This window comes from Burkholderia diffusa (genome assembly GCF_001718315.1).
GTDB lineage: Bacteria > Pseudomonadota > Gammaproteobacteria > Burkholderiales > Burkholderiaceae > Burkholderia > Burkholderia diffusa_B.
The window spans coordinates 2,809,235-2,829,555 of record NZ_CP013362.1 but is presented as its reverse complement, the minus strand read 5'-3'; the positions used below and the strand labels follow the sequence as shown (position 1 = coordinate 2,829,555).

General features: G+C 68.4%; 17 protein-coding genes and 1 riboswitch. Of the genes, 4 read left to right on the top strand and 13 right to left on the bottom strand.

Translation table 11 applies throughout. The features are described 5' to 3' along the window. Positions 1–9: 9 nt before the first annotated feature. Both glyS and glyQ read right to left on the bottom strand, forming a co-directional pair. Positions 10–2,109: a glycine--tRNA ligase subunit beta gene (glyS, locus tag WI26_RS13035; protein WP_069226129.1), complete on the bottom strand. Its 2,100-nt coding sequence runs from the start codon at positions 2,107–2,109 to the stop codon at positions 10–12. Positions 2,110–2,131: 22 nt separating this feature from the next. Continuing rightward, entirely contained in the window at positions 2,132–3,136 is a 1,005-nt protein-coding gene (glyQ, locus tag WI26_RS13030; protein ID WP_081334262.1) for a glycine--tRNA ligase subunit alpha, read from the bottom strand. A gap of 344 nt (positions 3,137–3,480) precedes the next feature. Here glyQ and WI26_RS13025 point away from each other — a divergent pair, with 344 nt between their 5' ends. Next, a complete protein-coding gene (locus WI26_RS13025) occupies positions 3,481–5,106 on the top strand; it encodes a tetratricopeptide repeat protein (protein ID WP_069226128.1) in 1,626 nt (541 codons plus the stop codon). A 47-nt stretch (positions 5,107–5,153) separates the two neighbouring features. Here the strand turns inward: WI26_RS13025 and lnt are convergent, their stop codons facing one another. The 8 genes from lnt to WI26_RS12990 form a co-directional block, all read right to left on the bottom strand. Further along, the gene (gene lnt / locus WI26_RS13020) at positions 5,154–6,842 is read right to left on the bottom strand and encodes an apolipoprotein N-acyltransferase (RefSeq protein WP_069226127.1); all 1,689 of its coding nucleotides are present in this window, start codon (positions 6,840–6,842) and stop codon (positions 5,154–5,156) included. A 52-nt stretch (positions 6,843–6,894) separates the two neighbouring features. Further along, positions 6,895–7,782 carry an HlyC/CorC family transporter gene (locus WI26_RS13015; RefSeq protein ID WP_059447841.1) on the bottom strand — a complete coding sequence of 296 codons (888 nt, stop codon included), beginning with the start codon at positions 7,780–7,782 and terminating at the stop codon, positions 6,895–6,897. A 287-nt stretch (positions 7,783–8,069) separates the two neighbouring features. Then, entirely contained in the window at positions 8,070–8,219 is a 150-nt protein-coding gene (locus WI26_RS32700; RefSeq protein ID WP_167359244.1) for a hypothetical protein, read from the bottom strand. 53 nt (positions 8,220–8,272) lie between these two features. Further along, a complete protein-coding gene (locus tag WI26_RS13010; protein ID WP_059540080.1) occupies positions 8,273–8,905 on the bottom strand; it encodes a gamma-glutamylcyclotransferase in 633 nt (210 codons plus the stop codon). 13 nt (positions 8,906–8,918) lie between these two features. Continuing rightward, positions 8,919–9,704 (bottom strand): rRNA maturation RNase YbeY, encoded by a 786-nt coding sequence (gene ybeY / locus WI26_RS13005; RefSeq protein ID WP_069226126.1) that lies wholly within the window; start codon positions 9,702–9,704, stop codon positions 8,919–8,921. A 151-nt stretch (positions 9,705–9,855) separates the two neighbouring features. Beyond that, positions 9,856–10,902 (bottom strand): PhoH family protein, encoded by a 1,047-nt coding sequence (locus WI26_RS13000; protein ID WP_069226125.1) that lies wholly within the window; start codon positions 10,900–10,902, stop codon positions 9,856–9,858. Between the two features lie 33 nt (positions 10,903–10,935). Further along, positions 10,936–12,309 (bottom strand): tRNA (N6-isopentenyl adenosine(37)-C2)-methylthiotransferase MiaB, encoded by a 1,374-nt coding sequence (gene miaB / locus WI26_RS12995; RefSeq protein ID WP_069226124.1) that lies wholly within the window; start codon positions 12,307–12,309, stop codon positions 10,936–10,938. A gap of 281 nt (positions 12,310–12,590) precedes the next feature. Then, entirely contained in the window at positions 12,591–13,523 is a 933-nt protein-coding gene (locus WI26_RS12990; protein WP_059465740.1) for a LysR family transcriptional regulator, read from the bottom strand. Positions 13,524–13,667: 144 nt separating this feature from the next. Here WI26_RS12990 and WI26_RS12985 point away from each other — a divergent pair, with 144 nt between their 5' ends. The 3 genes from WI26_RS12985 (at position 13,668) to ribB (ending at position 16,816) form a co-directional block, all read left to right on the top strand. Continuing rightward, positions 13,668–14,843 carry an MFS transporter gene (locus tag WI26_RS12985; RefSeq protein ID WP_059465739.1) on the top strand — a complete coding sequence of 392 codons (1,176 nt, stop codon included), beginning with the start codon at positions 13,668–13,670 and terminating at the stop codon, positions 14,841–14,843. A 198-nt stretch (positions 14,844–15,041) separates the two neighbouring features. After that, the gene (locus WI26_RS12980) at positions 15,042–15,737 is read left to right on the top strand and encodes a helix-turn-helix domain-containing protein (RefSeq protein ID WP_069226123.1); all 696 of its coding nucleotides are present in this window, start codon (positions 15,042–15,044) and stop codon (positions 15,735–15,737) included. 101 nt (positions 15,738–15,838) lie between these two features. After that, positions 15,839–15,987: riboswitch (FMN riboswitch) on the top strand. Between the two features lie 118 nt (positions 15,988–16,105). Continuing rightward, positions 16,106–16,816, top strand: coding sequence for a 3,4-dihydroxy-2-butanone-4-phosphate synthase (gene ribB / locus WI26_RS12975; RefSeq protein ID WP_059447834.1), 711 nt, complete (start codon positions 16,106–16,108; stop codon positions 16,814–16,816). A 90-nt stretch (positions 16,817–16,906) separates the two neighbouring features. Here ribB and WI26_RS12970 read toward each other — a convergent pair whose 3' ends face one another. The 3 genes from WI26_RS12970 to glpK all read right to left on the bottom strand — a co-directional run bounded on the left by WI26_RS12970 (position 16,907) and on the right by glpK (position 20,217). Next, complete coding sequence (locus WI26_RS12970; RefSeq protein WP_059540083.1) at positions 16,907–17,593, bottom strand: HAD family hydrolase; 687 nt, start codon at positions 17,591–17,593, stop codon at positions 16,907–16,909. Between the two features lie 314 nt (positions 17,594–17,907). Next, entirely contained in the window at positions 17,908–18,624 is a 717-nt protein-coding gene (locus tag WI26_RS12965; protein WP_069226122.1) for an MIP/aquaporin family protein, read from the bottom strand. Between the two features lie 90 nt (positions 18,625–18,714). Next, positions 18,715–20,217 (bottom strand): glycerol kinase GlpK, encoded by a 1,503-nt coding sequence (glpK, locus tag WI26_RS12960; RefSeq protein ID WP_059465737.1) that lies wholly within the window; start codon positions 20,215–20,217, stop codon positions 18,715–18,717. Positions 20,218–20,321 lie beyond the last annotated feature (104 nt).

Below are 20,321 nucleotides of genomic sequence, written 5' to 3'. Positions count from 1 at the left end.
TTTCGGCCCTTATGCGGCGAGCTTCGAGATGTCGGCGACGCAGTTCATCTGCTGATGCAGCGCGGACAGCAGCGCGAGACGGTTCGCGCGCAGCGCGGGATCCTCGGCGTTGACCATCACGTCGTTGAAGAATGTGTCGACCGGCGCGCGCAGCGCGGCGAGCGCCGACAGCGCGCCCGTGTATGCCCGCGCCTCGAGCTGCGACTGCACGTGCGGCGTCACGGCCGCGAGCTGTTCGTGCAGCGCCTTTTCGGCGGCCTCGACGAGCAGCGTCGGCTGCACCGCGCCGTTCGCGCCGCTTTCCGACTTCTTCAGAATGTTGGAGATCCGCTTGTTCGCGGCCGCGAGCGCTTCGGCTTCCGCGAGGCGCGTGAATTCGCGCACCGCGTCGAGGCGCGCGACGAGATCGTCGACGCGCGTCGGGTTCAGGCTCAGCACCGCGTCGACTTCCCCCGCCGTGTAGCCGCGTTCGCGCAGCAGGCCGCGCAGGCGGTCCATGAAGAATGCGAAGATCGCGTCGGTGGACTCCGCGACGCCCGCCACGCCTTCGAAGCGCGCATGGGCCGTGCGCAGCAGCGACACGAGATCGAGCGGCAGTTGCTTCTCGACGAGCAGGCGCAGCACGCCGAGCGCGTGACGGCGCAGCGCGAACGGATCCTTCTCGCCGGTCGGCGCGAGGCCGATGCCCCAGATGCCGACGATCGTCTCGAGCTTGTCGGCCAGCGCGACGGCGGTGGACACCGGCGTGGTCGGCAGCGCATCGCCGGAGAAACGCGGCTGGTAGTGCTCGGCGCATGCGAGCGCGACGTCGTCGGGCTCGCCGTCGTGACGCGCGTAGTACGTGCCCATCGTGCCCTGCAGTTCCGGGAATTCGCCGACCATGTCGGTCAGCAGGTCGGCCTTCGCGAGTCGCGCGGCGCGCTTCGCGTGCGCGGCGTCGGCGCCGATCGCGGGCGCGATCTCGCCGGCCAGCGCTTCGAGGCGCTCGACGCGCGCGAGCGCCGAACCGAGCTTGTTGTGATAGACGACGTTCGCGAGCAGCGGCACGCGCTCGGCGAGCGGCTTCTTCTTGTCCTGTTCGAAGAAGAACTTCGCGTCGGCCAGGCGCGGGCGCACGACGCGCTCGTTGCCTTCGACGATTTCCTCGGGCGTCTTCGTCTCGATGTTCGACACGATCAGGAAGCGCGAGCGCAGCTTGCCGCCGATGTCGGTCAGCGCGAAATACTTCTGGTTCGTCTGCATCGTGAGGATCAGGCATTCCTGCGGAACCTGCAGGAATTCGTCCTCGAAGCGGCACGGATAGACGACCGGCCACTCGACCAGCGACGTCACTTCGTCGAGCAGCGATTCGGGCATCACGACGGTGTCGCCGTTCGCGTGCTCGTTCAGTTGCGTGCGGATCGTTTCGCGGCGATCGGCGAAGTGCGCGATCACGCGGCCCTTGTCGCGCAGCGTGTCGGCATACGCGCGTGCGTGCTGGATCGCGACGAGGCCGTCGGACAGGAAGCGGTGGCCGAGCGTGGTGTCGCCGGCATCGACGCCGAACGCGGTGACGGGCACGATGCGATCGTCGTGCAGCACCGTCAGGCGATGCACGGGGCGCACGAACTTCACGTCGGTGCCGTCCGGGCGCTGGTAGGTCATGACCTTCGGGATCGGCAGCTTCTCGAGCGTTTCGTCGAGCGCGGCCTGCAGGCCGTCGGCGAGCGTCGCGCCGGCCGCCGAGTAGTTGACGAAGAACGCTTCGGCCTTGCCGTCCTGCGCGCGCTCGAGATCGGCGATCGTCAGGTTCGGGTGGCCGAGCGCCGCGAGTTTCTTCGCGAGCGGGGCGGTCGGCTTGCCTTCGGCGTCGAGCGCGACCGACACGGGCAGGACCTTTTCGCGGACCTGCTTTTCAGGCGCGACGGCGCGCACGTTCTGCACGACGACCGCGAGGCGGCGCGGCGTGGCGTAGCGTTCGAATACGAGATCGCCTTCGACGAGATCGCGCGCCGCGAGGCGTTGCGCGAGACCTTCGGCGAATGCGTCGCCGAGGCGCGCGAGGGCCTTCGGCGGCAGCTCTTCGGTCAGCAGTTCGACGAGCAGGGGGGCGGGATGATTGTGCGTCATGTGTGGAATAAATCTCGTCTCGTCAGTCCTGATCGATCTTGCGTTCGACCTTGAGCGGCGGCGCCCATGCCGGCTGGGCGGCATCCTGGGCGTCGGTGGTGAGGCCCGGCACGCCCGGCGGGTTGCCGAGCATCGGGAAGCCGAGCTTCTCGCGCGACTCGTAGTAAGCCTGCGCGACGAGACGCGACAGCGCGCGGATGCGGCCGATGTACGCCGCACGCTCGGTGACCGAGATCGCGCCGCGCGCGTCGAGCAGGTTGAACGTGTGGCCGGCCTTCAGCACGAGTTCGTACGCGGGCAGCGCGAGCTGCGCGTCGATCATCTTCTTCGCTTCCGCTTCGTAGCTGTTGAAGAACGTGAACAGCAGGTCGACGTTCGCGTGCTCGAAGTTGTAGGTCGACTGTTCGACTTCGTTCTGGTGGTAGACGTCACCGTACGACAGGCGGCGCAGCTCGGGGCCGTTCGGGCCTTGCTCTTCCCACTCCGTCCATACGAGGTCGTACACGTTCTCGACCTTCTGCAGATACATCGCGAGGCGCTCGAGGCCGTAGGTGATCTCGCCGAGCACGGGTTTGCAGTCGAGGCCGCCGACCTGCTGGAAATACGTGAACTGCGTGACTTCCATCCCGTTCAGCCACACTTCCCAGCCGAGGCCCCACGCGCCGAGCGTCGGATTCTCCCAGTCGTCCTCGACGAATCGCACGTCGTTCTGCTTCAGGTCGAAGCCGAGCGCTTCCAGCGAGCCGAGGTACAGGTCGAGGATGTTTTCCGGTGCCGGCTTGAGCACGACCTGATACTGGTAGTAATGCTGCAGGCGGTTCGGGTTCTCGCCGTAGCGGCCGTCCTTCGGACGGCGCGACGGCTGCACGTAAGCGGCGCGCCACGGCTCCGGGCCGACCGCGCGCAGGAACGTGTGAACGTGCGACGTGCCCGCGCCGACTTCCATGTCGATGGGCTGGAGCAGGGCGCAACCCTGCTTGTCCCAGTAGGACTGCAGCGTCAGGATGATTTGCTGAAACGTAAGCATGAAGAGCCTTCGTGGCGCTGGCGCTCCGTTGCGGGCGGCGCTCCGGGCGGGGCCCGGAGGGTCGGCTCGCGCGGCGGCGCGGCTTGTTAGTGTGCTGAAACGTGCAATTTTACCGGATCGGCGGGCGGATGCGGCCGGAACGCGGACGAAGGGGCCGCCGACGGTGATCCGGCGAGCCCCGCGCAGCCTGCGGGCGGTTGCCGGCAGGCGCGGTGCGCTCGGGCGTGCGGCGTCGCGATGCACGTGTTGCGCCGCCTGCCGCGCAGCTTCGCGCGGGCGTTAAGATGCACGTATCGCGGTGCGCGCGCCGCCTGCCGCACGACCGATTTTCCACTCCGGGCCGCATGGACGATTCGAACGACCTCCTCATTCCATTGATGCCGCCGCTGCTCGCGCTGCTCGGGCAGGCCGCCGACGCGCAAGCGCGCGGCGAGCACGACGCGCACGCACTCTGGCTCGCCGCCGCCGGCCATCTGCATGCGGTCGACACGGCTGCGCTCTCGCAACTCACCGTGGCGCTCGTCGCGCGGCAGCGCACGGCCGACGCGCTCGCGCTGGCCGAGTGCGCGGTGCGCGTTCATCCGGGCGCCGGTGCGCATTTCAATCATGGCTACGCACTGCAGATGCTCGGCCGCCACGCGGACGCCGTCGCGCCGTATCGCGCGGCCTATGCGCTCGATCCGCGCTGGCCGTCGCTGCGCAACAACCTCGCGATCGCGCTGCGGCTGTCGGGCGGCGACCGACGCGAGGAAATCGCGCTGCTCGACGCGGCCGTTGAGGCCGACCCGCGCGACGTACAGGCGTGGATCAACCTGATCGTCGCGCGGCTCGCGACGCTCGACCTCGACGGCGCGCTCGCCTGCTCGGCGCGGCTTGCGGAGATCGCGCCCGACAATGCGCTTGCGTTGAACAACATCGCGATGGCGATGAAGGAGGCGCAGCGCTGGGACGACGCCGAGCGCTACGCGGCGCGTGCGTGCGAGCTGTCGCCCGACGACGCGTCGTTTCGTTTCAACCTCGCGATCATCCAGCTCGTGCGCGGCAACTACGCGGCCGGCTGGCGCGGCCACGAGGCACGCTGGGACGGCGCTGGCGAGCTGCGCGGCCGCCGGCCGGTGCTGCCCGGCCCGCGCTGGCAGGGCGAGCCCCTCGCGGGCAAGACGCTGCTCGTCTGGGGCGAGCAGGGCCTCGGCGACGTGCTGCAATTCGCGCGCTTCGTCGCGCCGCTCGCCGAGCGCGTGCACCGCGAGGGCGGCCGCCTCGCGTGGAATACGTTTCCGCAGGTGGGCACGCTGATGCGGCGCAGCCTCGGCGCACACGCGGACGCGTTCAGCGCGGGCGGCGGCGTCGACGAGCTGCCTGCCTTCGACTACGAAGTGCCGCTCATCGGCCTGCCGCTGATGCTCGGTATGGAGACGTCGACGCTCGGCGCGTCGGTGCCGTACCTGCACGCCGATTCGCGCGCGCGCGACGCATGGCGGGCGCGGTTCGCGGGTGACGGCCGGCTGAAGGCAGGGCTCGTGTGGACGGGCAGCGCGCAGCATCAGCGCAATCCGTTCCGGCGCGTCGGGCTCGAACGCTATGCCGCTGCGTTTCGCGGTATCGACGGCGTCGCGTTCCATTCGCTGCAGCCGGGTGCGGACGCGGATGTCGCCGCGGCGCGTGCGGCCGGTTTCGCGATCGAGGACTTCACCGCCGAACTGAAGAGTTTCGACGATACAGCCGCGTTCATCGGCGCGCTGGATCTGGTGATCACGGTGTGCACGTCGGTCGCGCACCTGTCGGGCGCGCTCGGCGCGCGCACCTGGGTGCTGCTCGACGTGAATCCGCACTGGCCGTGGCTGCTCGAGCGCACCGACAGCCCGTGGTATCCGACCGCGACGTTGTACCGGCAACCGAGGTTCGGTGATTGGGGGGCGGTGATGGAGGCGGTGGTGCGGGATTTGCGCGGTCTGGCTGCGGAAGCGTAGCGGGCGCTGAGCGGCCGCCGCGTCGCACGCAACGGCCGCCCGATGCGTCAGGCGTTCCGGTCGTCCCCCGTCGCGCCGTCGCGCCGTCGCAGCCCCGGCCCGAACGTGAACCCGAACGCGAGCAGGATGAACGACACGGCGAGCACGATGTTGTTGCCGCTCGTCACGTACGGCGTGAAGCCGCTCGTGCCTTCGATACGCACGTCGAGCGAGCCGACCGTGAACGGCTTCAACTGGCCGAGCACGCGGCCGTGCGCGTCGATCGCGGCCGTCATCCCCGTGTTGGTGGAGCGCAGCATCGGCCGGCCCGTCTCGAGCGCGCGCATCCGCGCGATCTGCAGATGCTGGTCGAGCGCGATCGTGTCGCCGAACCACGCGAGGTTCGTCACGTTGACGAGCACACCGGGCGGCTGCGGGTTGTCGCGGATCGTCGCGGCGATTTCCTCGCCGAACAAGTCCTCGTAACAGATGTCGGCCATCACCGGCTGGTTGTGCACGAGGAACGGCTTCTGCACCGGCGCGCCGCGCGCGAAGTCGCCAAGCGGCATCTTCATCAGGTCGACGAACCACCGGAAGCCCCACGGGATGAACTCGCCGAAGGGCACGAGATGATGCTTGTCGTAGTGATAGATGTCGCGCGAATGCGGCGTCACGCCGTAGAGACTGTTCGTGTAGTCGACGTAACGCCCCTCCGGCGTCACCGACGCACCGACCGCGCCGAACAGCACGGCCGAGCCCGTCGTGTCGCTGAACTTGCGGATCGCGACGGCGAACGGCTCGGGCAGCTCCTGGATCATCACCGCGATCGCCGTCTCCGGCGTGACGATCAGGTCGGCGGGCTTCTCGACGATCATCTGCGTGTACATCTTGATCGCCGCATCGATGCCTTCCTGTTCGAACTTGATGTCCTGCTTCACGTTGCCCTGCAGCAGCCGCACCGTGAGCGGCGCGTTCGCGGGCACGGTCCACGTGGCCTGCGACAGCCCGATGCCGGCCGCGACGAGCGCGACGGCGATGCCGGCCGGCGCGGCGGCGCGCACGCGTGCGTTGCCGGCGCCGCCGGATCCGGATGCGGGCGACCGGCGCGCGGCGACGAGCGCCTGCACGACCAGCGCCGCGAACAGCGCGAGCACCCAGGCGATCCCGTATACGCCGACGACCGGCGCGAAGCCCGCGAACGGGCCGTCGACCTGCGGATAGCCGCTCGCGAGCCACGGAAAGCCGGTAAACACGGTGCCGCGCAGCCATTCGCCGAGCGCCCACGCGCTCGCGAAGGCGAACGCGCCGTGCCAGGTCGGCGAGAACGGTCGCGGATCGGGTTCGCGACGATGCCACGCATGGCCTGCGCAAAATGACCAGAGCGCGGCCGAGAACGCCGGGTACAGCGACAGGTAGAGCGAGAACAACACCAGCGCGCCGCCCGCGAGCGGAGCGGCCATCTCGCCGTACACGTGCATGCTGATGTACAGCCACCAGATGCCGGTGATGAAGTTGCCGAAGCCGAACGCGCCGCCGGTGAGCGCGGCGCCGCGCCAGCTCGACGTGCGTGTCAACTGCGCGAAAAACCAGACGAATACGGCGAGCTGCAGCCAGCCGCCGTGCGGGGTCGGTGCGAAGCTGAGCGTATTGGCCGCGCCGGCGAGCAGTGCGGCCGGATAGTGCCAGCGCGGCAGCGTGCGGCCGGGGGCCGCCGCGAAAAGGCCGCCAGCCGGGCGGGACGGGATCGGATCGTCCATGTGAAGCGAAAGAGGGCGAGCGGTTGAAAGAGACGCGGCTGGCGCGAGACGGTCAGTCCTCGTGCGAGGTTTCGGCGCGGCGGCTCGCGAGCGGGTTGCGGCGCACCAGCAGCACGTGGACCTGGCGCGCATCGCCGCGCTGGATCTCGAACACGAGATTGCCGAGCTGCAGCTTCTCGCCGCGATGCGGCACGCGGCCGAAGTGATGGGTAATCAGGCCGCCGATCGTGTCGACCTCGTCGTCGGGGAAGTCGGTGCCGAACGTCTCGTTGAACTGTTCGATCTCGGTGAGCGCACGCACGCGGTAGCGGCCGTCCGGCCCAGAGATGATGTTGCCGGCTTCCTCGTCGAAGTCGTATTCGTCCTCGATGTCGCCGACGATCTGCTCGAGCACGTCCTCGATCGTGATGAGGCCCGCGACGCCGCCGTATTCGTCGACGACGATCGCGAGGTGGTTGCGGTTCACGCGGAAGTCGTGCAGCAGCACGTTCAGGCGCTTCGATTCGGGAATGAACACGGCGGGGCGCAGCATCCCGCGCACGTCGAATTCCTCTTCCGCATAGAAGCGCAGCAGGTCTTTCGCGAGCAGCACGCCGATCACGTTGTCGCGGTTCTCCTCGTACACCGGGTAGCGCGAATGCGCCTTCTCGAGAACGAACGGGATGAAGTCTTCGGGCTTGTCGGCGATGTTGATCGCGTCCATTTGCGCGCGCGGCACCATGATGTCGCGGGCGCACAGGTCGGACACCTGGAACACGCCTTCGATCATCGACAGCGAATCGGCGTCGATCAGATTGCGTTCGTGGGCGTCCTGGAGGATTTCCAGCAGCTCGGTCCGGGATTCCGGCTCGGGCGAGATGAAGTCGGTCAGGCGCTCGAGCAGCGAGCGCTTTTCTTGCGGTTTGTCGGTGAGCTTACGACTGGGATACGAATCGTTCATGGTGGTGCGCCCGGGTCATGCCGGAGCGCGCGGTCACGGAGTAGGCAAGGATACACCAAGGGCATGGCGCGACCGTGTCACACCGGCCGTCCGGCCAGGGGCAGGCGGCGCGCACAAGCCCCGCTCGGGAACGGCCGCGCCGGGCGCGGCACCGTCCTTCGTCTCCATCCTATCTCAGAAAGAGGCGGCGGGGCAGCGACGGCAAAAAAGCGGAGACGACCGGCCGGTCTGTCGGCGGCAGCGGCATTTCGTCGCGTATGGGGCAAGTCGAGCTGCCGCTCGGACCCTCAAAAGCGCATGCCGGCGGAACAGCCGCCGGCCGCCGCGCCGTTGGTCGCGGCGCCGCCGCAGCCGAAGATGCCGCAGCCGGACAGCGCGACGCTCGCAGCGACGAGCAGCGCGGCCAGCGTGATGCGGGATTTGCGTGACGGTTTCATGGGCGCGGGGCTTCCTTCGCAAGCACGGGCGGTGCGGCCGGCCCTGTCGAACCTCACCGGCATCGCGCGAGCAGCCCTTCCAGCGCGCGATCGGGGATGCCGCTCGCGCGCAGCGCGTCCACGGTGCGGCTCACGTAGTCGAGCGTCGTTCCGTAGCGGCCAGCCGCGCAGCTGAACACTTCCTTCACGACGGGGTCGGTCAGCTTGCCGGTGTAAGTGGGCACGTCGCGGCGCATCACGAACGCGAGTGCGTTCACGCGTTCGCCGGTCTCGAGCGAGCACGGCAGCCATGCGGGCCGGTACGACCCCATCGGCATTTCGCGTTTCCACAACGTCTCGAGATGCGGCTGCGCGGTCGCGCCCGCGAGCCGGAATGCAATGCCCGAGCACGAGCCGCCGCGATCGAGCGCGAGCACGAGGCCCGGACGCTCGGGCGTGCCGCGGTTCACGCGCGACCACAGGTAGAGCCCGCGATGGTAGCCATGCACCTTGCCGCGCACGGCGGCGACGGTCGGCAGCCCGGGGTTCCAGATCAGCGAGCCATAGCCGAACAGCCAGAGATCCTGTTGGCCGTCCCAGTCGCGCATCGTGTGCGCGAGCGACGCGGCGAGCTCGTCTTCCGTCAGCAGCCGTCCCTCGCCGATCGACGGCGGGTAGGCAGGCGGCAGCATCGCGGCGTGGTGCATGGTGCGGACGACTTTACTGGTACGGGTTCGGAAAGCCCAGTTTCGCGAGGATGTCGACTTCGAGCGCTTCCATTTCGGCGGCGTCCTCGTCGCTCGTCTCGTGATCGTAGCCCTGCGCATGCAGCGCGCCGTGCACCAGCAGATGCGCGTAGTGGGCCGCGAGCGGCTTGCCCTGTTCGTGCGCTTCCTTCTCGACGACCGGGCAGCACAGCACGAGGTCGCCGATCACGGTGCCGTCGGGCGCCGGGTCGTACGCGAAGGTCAGCACGTTGGTCGGGTAGTCCTTGTGGCGGTAGCCGGCGTTCAGCGTGCGGCCTTCTTCCTCGCCGACGAAGCGCACGGTGAGCTGCGCGCTCGCGAACAGCGCCGGCTCGATCCATTCGGCGATCAGCTTGCGCTTGGGTAGCGTCTTGCGGATGTCGCCGGTGATTTCGTCGCCGTACTGCACGGACAGGTCGAGCTCCAGCTCGCGCGCCTCGTGCGCCATTTCCGCGATTTCCTCGTCGAGCGGCGCGGGTTCGGCGCCCACGTGCAGCGTTACGCTGTCGTAGTGCTCGGGCTGCAGCGCGAGCTTCGCGCGCATCGCCGGATCGTTGTGCTGCGCGACGATCGCGACGGCCGCCTCGCCCGAACTGCCCGACAGGTCGAACATCAGGCTGCGGCCATCGGGGAAGTCGATTCGAAGCCCTTGCGCGCTGACGGTCCGGGCCTTGCCCTTCGCATCGAACAGCGAGAGACGGGGGGAAGCGGGCGCGGCGGACTGGTCGCGCCCGGACTTGCGAGAACGGGAAGATTTCATGACGGGTGCGGCGATTGGAACGCGTTGAGGATACACCAAACGGCCGATCGCGCCCGAATTCGAACCGGCCGCGCGCAGGCGAAAAAAAGCCCGGCGCGCCGTCGGGCGGCCGGGCCGTCGGCCGGTGCGGCGCACGGGCGCCGCCGGCTCGTCATGCGTCCTTGTGCTGCGCGTGGAAGTCGTCGTATGCCTCGACGATGCGGGCGACGAGCGGATGCCGCACGACGTCGGCGCTCGTGAAGCGCGTGAGCGCGATGCCGCGCACGCCGCCGAGCACCTGCTGCGCCTCGACGAGGCCGCTCTTGTGCCCGCGCGGCAGGTCGACCTGGCTCGTGTCGCCGGTGACGACGGCCTTCGAGCCGAAGCCGATTCGCGTGAGGAACATCTTCATCTGCTCGGGGGTCGTGTTCTGCGCTTCGTCGAGGATGATGAACGCGTGGTTCAGCGTGCGGCCGCGCATGTACGCGAGCGGCGCGATCTCGATCATCTGGCGCTCGAACATCTTCGCGGTCTTGTCGAAGCCGAGCAGGTCGTACAGCGCGTCGTACAGCGGCCGCAGGTACGGATCGACCTTCTGCGCGAGATCGCCCGGCAGGAAGCCGAGTCGCTCGCCGGCCTCGACGGCCGGGCGCGTCAGCACGATGCGCTTGACCTGGTCGCGCTCCAGCGCGTCGACCGCGCACGCGACCGCGAGGTAGGTCTTGCCGGTGCCGGCCGGCCCGATGCCGAACGTCACGTCGTGCGACAGGATCTGCTTCAGGTATTCGCGCTGCGCGGGCGTGCGGCCGCGCAGGTCGGCGCGCCGCGTATAGAGCTTCGGCGCGGGCTCTTCGTCCGGCGTGTCCGCGTCGAGCTGCACGACGGGATCGTCGAACGGATGGTCGGGGTCGCCGCGAAAACGCACGTCGATCGTGTCTTGGCGGCCGTTGCCGGACGTGTGGCGCACTTCGACCAGCGCAAGCTGGATGTCGTCGACCGACAGCGGATCGCGCGCGCGGTTGTAGAAGTTCTCGAGCGCTGCGAGCGCAAGCTTCGCGCCGCGCCCGCGGATCGTGATCCGGTGGCCGCGCCGCGCGAGCGTGACGTCGAGCGCCTGTTCGATCTGCCGCAGGTTCTCGTCGAGCGGGCCGCAGAGGTTGGCGAGGCGCGCGTTGTCGTCGCGCGGCGCGGTGAATTCCAGTGCTTGGACGGTCTTCAAAGTAGCGTCGGGCTCCTGTTGAACGTCAGTCGGTCAGTGGGTGGCCGCGCTCGCGTCGTCGCTCACGAGCAGGAGCTCGCCGCGCAGCGAGTGCGGGTACGCATGGTTGATCTTCACGTCGATCATCTGGCCGATCAGGCGCGGGTGCGACGCGAGCGGCGCCGGGAAATTCACGACCCGGTTGTTCTCGGTGCGGCCCGACAGTTCGTTCGGATCCTTGCGCGACGGCCCCTCGACGAGAATCCGCTCGACTTTCCCGACCATCGACTGGCTGATGCGCGCGACGTTTTCCTCGATGGTCGCCTGCAGATGTTGCAGGCGTTTGAGCTTGACTTCGCGCGGCGTGTCGTCGTGCAGGTTCGCGGCCGGCGTGCCGGGGCGCGGGCTGTAGATGAACGAGAAGCTGGTGTCGTAGCTCATCTCGTGCACGAGCGCCATCATCTTGTCGAAATCTTCGTCGGTCTCGCCGGGGAAGCCGACGATCATGTCGGTCGACAGCGACAGGTCCGGGCGGATCGCGCGCAGCTTGCGGATCACCGACTTGTATTCGAGCACGGTGTAGCCGCGCTTCATCGCCATCAGGATGCGGTCGGAGCCGTGCTGGACCGGCAGGTGCAGGTGGCTCACGAGCTTCGGCACCTTCGCGTAGGTGTCGATCAGGCGCTGCGTGAATTCCTTCGGGTGCGACGTCGTGTAGCGGATCCGCTCGATGCCGGGGATGTCGGCGACATATTCGATCAGCGTCGCGAAATCGGCGATCTCGGTCGAACCGGCCGTCAGCACGCCGCGATACGCGTTCACGTTCTGGCCGAGCAGCGTGACTTCGCGCACGCCCTGGTCGGCGAGACCGGCCACTTCCGTCAGCACGTCGTCGAGCGGACGCGATACTTCGTCACCGCGCGTGTACGGCACGACGCAGTAGCTGCAGTACTTCGAGCAGCCTTCCATGATCGACACGAACGCGCTCGGCCCCTCGACGCGCGCGGGCGGCAGGTGGTCGAACTTCTCGATCTCGGGGAACGTGATGTCGACCTGCGCACGGCCGCTTTCGCGGCGCGCGTCGATCATCTGCGGCAGGCGGTGCAAGGTCTGCGGGCCGAACACGAGGTCGACGTACGGGGCGCGCGACACGATCGACGCACCTTCCTGGCTGGCGACGCAGCCGCCGACGCCGATCAGCAGGCCCGGCTTCGCTTCCTTCAGCTCGCGCACGCGGCCGAGGTCGGAGAACACCTTTTCCTGCGCCTTCTCACGCACCGAGCACGTGTTGAACAGGATGATGTCCGCGTCTTCCGGGGTATCGGTCTTTTCGAGGCCTTCGGCCGCATTGAGCACGTCCACCATCTTGTCCGAGTCGTACTCGTTCATCTGGCAGCCGAAGGTCTTTACGTAAACTTTCTTGGTCATGGGGATTCGCCGTTCGCAGTGGTTGACCTGGGGGCGTCGTCAAGGGTGAATCGGGACGGCTGCTGCCGGTGCAGCGGCTCGTGCCGGCGCCGCGTGGCGGGCCGGGCCGCGGCGCGCATCGAGCGCGCCTTTCGCGAATACGCGCGAACGCGTGAAAAGCCGTCGGGAAAGCTTTCCATTATAGCTTTACGCGCTGTCCAGGACGGGTGGCGGGTTGCAGCCGCGCGACGCCGCCATGGCGCTCCGACCCCGATATGGCGAACCGGCAACCTCGGCAGCCATCAGCGGCATGCGTTCAGCAGGTCGTCGAGCGCCGCCTCCTCGCGCGCGAAGCGTTCGGCGAGGAAGTCGAGCAGCACGCGCACGCGTGGCGCCATGTACCGCTTGCCGTGATAGAGGGCATGCAGCGGCGCGTCCTGGTGCCGCCAGTCGGGCAGCAGCACGCGCAGCCGGCCGGCGCGCACGTCGTCGGCGATGTCCCACAGCGACTTCAGCGCGATGCCGTGGCCGCGCAGCGTCCATTCGCGGGTGAGGCCGCCGTCGTTGGTTTCGAACGCTGTCGACACGGGCACGGTGTAGGTCTGCACCTCGTCGCCGCGCGTGAAGCGCCACGTGTTCATCGGGCCCGACGCGATCGTGATCACGTTGCAGGGAAAGCGGGCCAGATCATGCGGGTCGGCCGGCACGCCGTGGCGCTCGACGAACGACGGCGCCGCGCACAGCACGCGCCGGTTCGCGGCGAGCCGGCGTGCGATCAGCGCGCCGTCGGGCGGGGCGGCGAAGCGGATCGCGAGGTCGATCTCGTCCTGCCACAGGTTCGACGACGAATCGGATGCCGTCAGCGAGAACGTGACGCCCGGATGCAGCGTGGTGAATTCGTCGAGCCAGTCGAGCAGCTGATTGCGGCCGAAATCGGACGTCGACGACAGCCGCACCTTGCCGGCCACCACGTTGCGGCCTTCCTGCAGCAGCGCGTGCGCGTCATCGAGCGCCTGCAGCGCCTGCCGACAGCAGTTCAGGTAGAGCCGGCCCTCGTCGGTGAGGCGCAGCTGCCGCGTCGAGCGTTCGAACAACCGCGTCGCGATCTTCGCCTCGAGCTTCGCGAGGCGCGCGCTCGCGGCGGCCGGCGTGAGGTTCAGCTTGCGCCCCGCGGCGGACAGGCTGCCCAGTTCGGCCGCCTCGACGAACAGCCGGATGTCGCCCAGTCGATCCATTGGATTTTCCAGAATCTTTTGAAAATGGTTCAAATGCCACGCCAATTATCAAAGATAGGCGTATTCGGGACAATGCGCACATTCCGCTTTTGTGCGGTGCGGTACGGACCGGATTGCGCGTCCGCCGCCTTTTCGGAGAACGTCATGCCCATTCCGCTCCTGGCGCTTGCGATCAGCGCCTTCGCCATCGGCACCACTGAATTCATCATCATGGGACTCCTGCCCGAAGTCGCGCACGACCTCGCCGTGTCGCTGCCGTCGGCCGGCCTGCTGGTCACGGGCTATGCGCTCGGCGTCGCGGTCGGCGCGCCGCTGCTCGCGGTGCTCACGAGCCGCATGCCGCGCAAGGCCGCGCTGCAGCTGCTGATGGCGATCTTCATCGTCGGCAACGTGCTGTGCGCGACCGCGTCCGGCTACGCGATGCTGATGGTCGCGCGCGTCGTCACGTCGTTCGCGCACGGCTCGTTCTTCGGCATCGGCGCGGTGGTGGCCGCGTCGCTCGTGCCGGCAGACAAACGCGCGAGCGCGATCGCGCTGATGTTCACCGGCCTCACGCTGTCGAACGTGCTCGGGGTGCCGTTCGGCACGTTCGTCGGCCAGTTGCTCGGCTGGCGCGCGTCGTTCTGGATCGTCGCCGCGCTCGGCGTGCTGTCGCTCGGCGGCGTCGCGTTGCTCGTGCCGAACCGCCACGACAGCGGGCCCGTCGGCCTCGGCCATGAGGTGCGCGTGCTGAAGGAGCCGCAGGTCTGGCTCGCACTTCTGATGACCGTGCTCGGCTTCGGCGGCGTGTTCGTCGTGTTCACGTACATCGCGCCGATCCTCGAAACCGTCACCGGTTATTCGCCGCGTGCGGTCGCATTGATCCTCGTGCTGTTCGGCGCGGGTTTGACGGTCGGCAATACGCTCGGCGGCAGGCTGGCCGACCGCGCGCTGATGCCGTCGCTGATCGCGATCCTGGTCGCGCTGATGGCCGTGATGGCCGTGTTCGCGAAGACGAGCCACCTGCCGGTCGCGGCCGCGGTGACCGTGTTCGTCTGGGGGATCGCCGCGTTCGCGACGGTGCCGCCGCTGCAGGCGCGCGTGGTCGAGAAGGCCGCGAGCGCGCCGCATCTCGCGTCGACGCTGAACATCGGCGCGTTCAACGTCGGCAATGCGGGCGGCGCGTGGCTCGGCGGCCTCGCGCTGACGCACGGCTTCGCGCTCGACGCGTTGCCGTGGGTCGCCGTCGCGGTGACGTTCGCGGCGCTCGTCGTCACGTGGCTCGCGATGCGGCTCGATGCGCGCGCACCGGCGCGCGGTGCGGCACCGGCCGCGCATTGAGCGGTGCCGCCGACGCCATGGCGACAGGAAAAGGTTCGCGAGAAACGCATTCCTCCGCGATCCTGATAACGGTGTGAAGATAACTTCGTTTGCCGGGTCGGGGCCCGGTGATAGCGTCTCGATACGCGCCGTTCGTGGCGCAATCCGATTCCGGCTTACCCCATTCGCAGGGCCGCGTGGCGGCCCGGAGGCCATGCTATGTCTTCACCCCTGGCGCTGGTGCGCGACGTGTCTTCCTTCGAGTCCGGCAATGCCGCCGACGCGCGGACGTCCGCGTCGCTCGATGTCCTGGAGCAGGTCGTCGGTGTGAATCTCGCGCGCCTGCGCGCCGAGCGGCAGTTGTCGCTCGATGCGCTCGCGCGGCTGTCCGGCGTGTCGCGCGCGATGCTCGCGCAGATCGAATCCGCGCGCAGCGTGCCGTCGATCAAGGTGCTCTGCAAGATCGCCGCGGCGCTGAAGGTATCGGTCGCCGCATTCCTGCGGCGCCACGCGGTGAACGGCTTCGAGCACCTGGCGGCCGAACGCGCGGCGCGCGTCGTCAGCTCGAACGGCCGCTTCTCGGCGCGCGCGCTGTATCCGGAAGGCGAACCTGCCGCGGCCGAATTCCACGAGCTGCGGATCGCGCCGCTGCACACGGAACCCGGCACGCGCCGTGCGCCCGGCACGACGGTCAACCTGGTCGTCAGCGAGGGCACGCTCGAAGTCAGCGTGCACGATCGGCGACAGTTGCTCGCGACCGGCGATGCGATCGTGTTCGACGCCGATCAGCCGTACAGCCTGCGCAATCCCGGCGACAGCGAGGCGCGCGCGTTCCGCGTGACGGTGAGCCCCGAGGTGCCGCCGCGCTGGCTCGTGCCCGACGCCGCGCACCGGCCGTTCGGACGATGCCGTTAGACAGAGTCGTCAGTAAGGTTTTACGTGTGGTGCGCTGCGCGGTGCGCGCAGCTGATGTATGCTTGGCCCGCCGGTCACGGGTAGACCCCGGCCGGTAATCAGTGCGTCTTCAGGGCGGGGCGAAATTCCCCACCGGCGGTAGGCTGGCGAAAGCTGGCGAGCCCGCGAGCGCCCGCGCATCCGCGCGGGGTCAGCAGATCTGGTCGAATGCCAGAGCCGACGGTCATAGTCCGGATGAGAGAAGATGTGCAGATAGTCATGTCCGTCAGGGCCGCTTTGCCATGCGTGCGAAGCGGGTTGTCGTTCTGTCTGTTTGCAATGCCCTGAAACGTTTTTCGCCCAAATCGTAATTGCGAGGAGCGTTTCACATGTCCTTCATGTCCGTTTCGTCGGCACCCGCCGACGCCTTTGCTGATCTCCCGTTGCTCGATTCCGAACCGGTGCCGCCGCGCATCGCCGCCGCGCTCGACGCGTTGCGCGCGGGCCGCGCGGTCGTGTTGCAGGACGACCACGACCGTGAAAACGAGGCCGACCTGATCGTCGCCGCCGAGCGCATCACGCCCGAGACGATGGCGCTCCTGATCCGCGAGTGCAGCGGCATCGTGTGCCTGTGCCTGACCGACGACAAGGTTCGCGCGCTCGAGCTGCCGCCGATGGTGCAGACCAACGAGAGCCGCAACGGCACCGCGTTCACCGTGTCGATCGAGGCGCGCGAAGGCGTGCATACCGGCGTGTCCGCGGCCGACCGCGTGACGACGATCCGCGCTGCGATCGCCGACGATGCGAAGCCGTACGACATCGTGCGGCCTGGCCACGTGTTTCCGTTGCGTGCGCAACCGGGCGGCGTGCTGGCGCGCCGCGGCCACACCGAAGGGACGGTCGACCTGTCGATCCTCGCCGGCCTGAAGCCGGCGGGCGTGCTGTGCGAGCTGATGAATCCGGACGGCACGATGACGCGCGGCGACGACGTCGAGCATTTCGCGCGTCGCCACGGGCTGCCCATGCTGACGATCGCGGAACTGGTCGAGTTCCGGCAGGCGCTGGCAGCTGCCCGCGAGCGCTGCTGCGAACCGGCCTGAGTGCCGCTCGAGCGGGCGCGCCGATGCGCCCGCGATACGGCGTGCGCATCGCGCCGCACGCCGGTCGCTCCGGTTCGGCGCGGCCGTCCGTCAGGACTGCACGTCGCCGAATTCGCCGCGCAGGCCGGCCGCGACGAGCGCCGGCAGTTCATCCATCCTTCGCATGATTCGCGTGATGCCCATCGCGCGCAGCGCATCCGCGTAGTTGTCGGGGATGTGGCTCGCGCCGACGAAAGCGATCGTCTTCATGCCCGCCGCGCGCGCGGCGTTCAGGCCCGACACGCTGTCCTCGACGACGATGCAGCGCGCCGGCGCGACGCCGAGCGTCTGCGCGGCGTGCAGGTACACGTCCGGGTAGGGTTTCGGTCGCGCGACCTGCTCGGAGCTGAACACGCGATCGCCGAAGATTTCGGTGAGCGACGCGCGCTTCAGCGAGCTGCGCACGCGCGCGAGCCGGCTGTTCGATACCACCGCGGCCGGCAGGCCGACCTTCAACAGCGCGTCGCGCACGCCGGTGATCGGCGCGAGCGATTGGGCGAGGCCGGTCTCGATGTTGCGCTCGACGGTCTCGATGAAGTTCTCGGGCATCCGGATGCCGAAGTGCGCTTCGAGCCCGGCGAGAAAGCGCGACGTCTGCTGGCCGAACGCGGACTTCGCGGCGTCTTCGAAATCGAGGTGAGGGAAGGTGGCGGACAGCGTTTCGAACAGCACGCGGTCGGCAATGACTTCGCTGTCGACGAGGACGCCGTCGCAGTCGCAGATAAGGTGATCGAGCATGATGGTGAAGAAGCGGGGTGTCGGCGACGCCGAGCATCTCGCCATGATACGTGCTTTCGCGGTTGCGCCGCGCCACCCTTTGGGCTGGATGCCGGGAGGAACTGCGCATTGCGCATGCTGGTCGAGGCGGGATCGACGTGGCGCCGGAAGTGCTCGCGGACGCGAGCGTGAAACCGAAGTCGCTGGTGTCGGCCGCGGGCGGTCGCTAGCGGCGGTGTGCGGTGCCGGCGCAGTGGTGGCCGGGGAAGCAGAGGATGGAGGGGGTGAGCGCGCGGCGGCCGCGGCCGCGCGCTCAAGCTCGAATGAAACCGCGCTCAGGCCATCGCGTGCAGACGCAGATACAGGCCGGCCGCCGCGGCGCCGCCGAGCAGCGGCCCGACGACCGGCACCCATGCGTAGCGCCAATCGCTGTCGCGCTTGCCGGGGATCGGCAACAGCGCATGCATCAGGCGCGGCGACAGGTCGCGCGCCGGGCTCATCGCATAGCCGGTCGGGCCGCCGAGCGAGATGCCGATGCCGAGCACGAGCAGGCCGACGGGCAGCGCGTCGAGCGCGCCGAGGCCGACCTGCGGCGACGCGAGATACAGCACGCCGAGAATCAGCACGAACGTGCAGATCGCTTCGGTCAGCACGTTGTGCGTGGTGCTGCGGATCGCGGGCGCCGTGCAGAACACGGCGAGCTTCAGGTCGGCGTCGACTTCCTTCGCGAAGTGCTGGCGATACGCGAGCCACACGAGCAGCGCGCCGGCCATTCCGCCGAGCATCTGCGCGGCGATGTAGCCGCCGACCTTCGACCACGCGAACTTGCCCGCGAGCGCGAGGCTGATCGTGACGATCGGGTTCAGGTGCGCGCCGCTGAACGACGCGGTCACGTAGACGGCGACGAACACCGCCATCGCCCAGCCCATCACGATCACGATGAGGTCCGCGCCTTTGCCCTTGGTCTTCGCAAGCAGCACGTTCGCGACCGCGCCGTTGCCGAGCAGCACGAGGATCGCGGTGCCGATGAATTCAGCAATATAAGGTGACATGTTGTCTCTCATAGATGACGGCGGACTCGCGCGCCGCGCGGTCCGCCGGTGTTGTTCTATTTCGTTCGGATTGCTTCTGGTTTCTGCGGGTTACTGCGTGTCGTCGGCCCACGCCTTGGCGGCGCGCACCGCGCGTTGCCAGCCGGCCATGCAGCGTTCGACCTGCTCCTTCGGCATCGACGGCGAAAAGCGGCGATCGAGCTGCCACTGGCTGCGCACTTCGTCGAGGTTCTTCCAGTAGCCGATCGCGAGGCCCGCGAGATAGGCCGCGCCGAGCGCGGTCGTCTCGGTGATCTGCGGACGCACCGCGTCGACGCCGAGCAGGTCGGCCTGGAACTGCATCAACAGGTTGTTCGCGCTCGCGCCGCCGTCGACGCGCAGCTCGCCGATGCTGATGCCGGAGTCGGCTTCCATCGCGGCCAGCACGTCGAGCGACTGGTAAGCGATCGCGTCGAGCGCCGCGCGCGCAAGGTGCGCGGAGGTCGTGCCGCGCGTGACGCCGAACACCGAACCGCGTGCCCGCGCATTCCAGTGCGGCGCGCCGAGGCCCGCGAACGCCGGCACGAGATAGACGCCGTCGGTGTGCGGCACGCTCGCGGCGAGCGCTTCGATCTCGGCGGCCGTCTTGATGATGCCGACGCCGTCGCGCAGCCACTGCACGACCGCGCCCGCGATGAAGATGCTGCCTTCAAGCGCGTACTGCACGTCGTCGCCGATCTGCCAGGCGATCGTCGTGACGAGGTTGTTCTTCGACTCGATCGGCTTGTCGCCGGTGTTCATCATCAGGAAGCAGCCGGTGCCGTAGGTGTTCTTCACCATGCCCGACGTCGTGCACATCTGCCCGAACAGCGCCGCGTGCTGGTCGCCGGCGATGCCGGCGAGCGGGATCTTCGACGCGAACACCGTGGTTTTCGTATGGCCGTAGATTTCCGACGACGCCTTCACTTCCGGCAGCATGCTGCGCGGAATGTCGAGCAGCTCGAGCAGCTCGCTGTCCCACTCGCGCGTATGAATGTTGAACAGCATCGTGCGCGACGCGTTGGTCACGTCGGTCACGTGCAGTTCGTGCTTCGTGAAGTTCCACACGAGCCAGCTGTCGACGGTGCCGAAGGCGAGCTTGCCCTGGCGCGCCTTGTCGCGCGCGCCCGGCACGTTGTCGAGGATCCAGCGGATCTTGGTCGCGGAGAAGTACGAGTCGATCGGCAGGCCGGTCTTCGCGCGCACCTTCGCCTCGAGGCCCTGCTTCTTCAGCGAATCGCAGAAGTCGGCGGTGCGGCGGTCCTGCCACACGATCGCGTTGTAGACGGGCTGGCCCGTCTCGCGATCCCAGACGATCGTCGTTTCGCGCTGGTTGGTGATGCCGATCGCGGCGATCGACGTGCCGTTCAGGCCCGTGCGCGTGACCGCTTCGGCGGCGACGCCCGCTTGCGTCGACCAGATTTCCTGCGGGTCGTGCTCGACCCAGCCGGGTTGCGGGTAGATCTGTTCGAATTCCTTCTGGGCGATCGATACGATGTTGCCCTGGCGGTCGAACAGCATCGCGCGGGAGCTCGTCGTGCCCTGGTCAAGCGCGAGGATGTACTGATCCTGCATGTCTCTCATCTCCATCCGTGGATTGGCGTAGTTGTGATGCGCGCCGCATGTTACGCGGCGCGTCGGTGAATCAACGTCGGTCAAGCAACTGCTACTGCAAACGA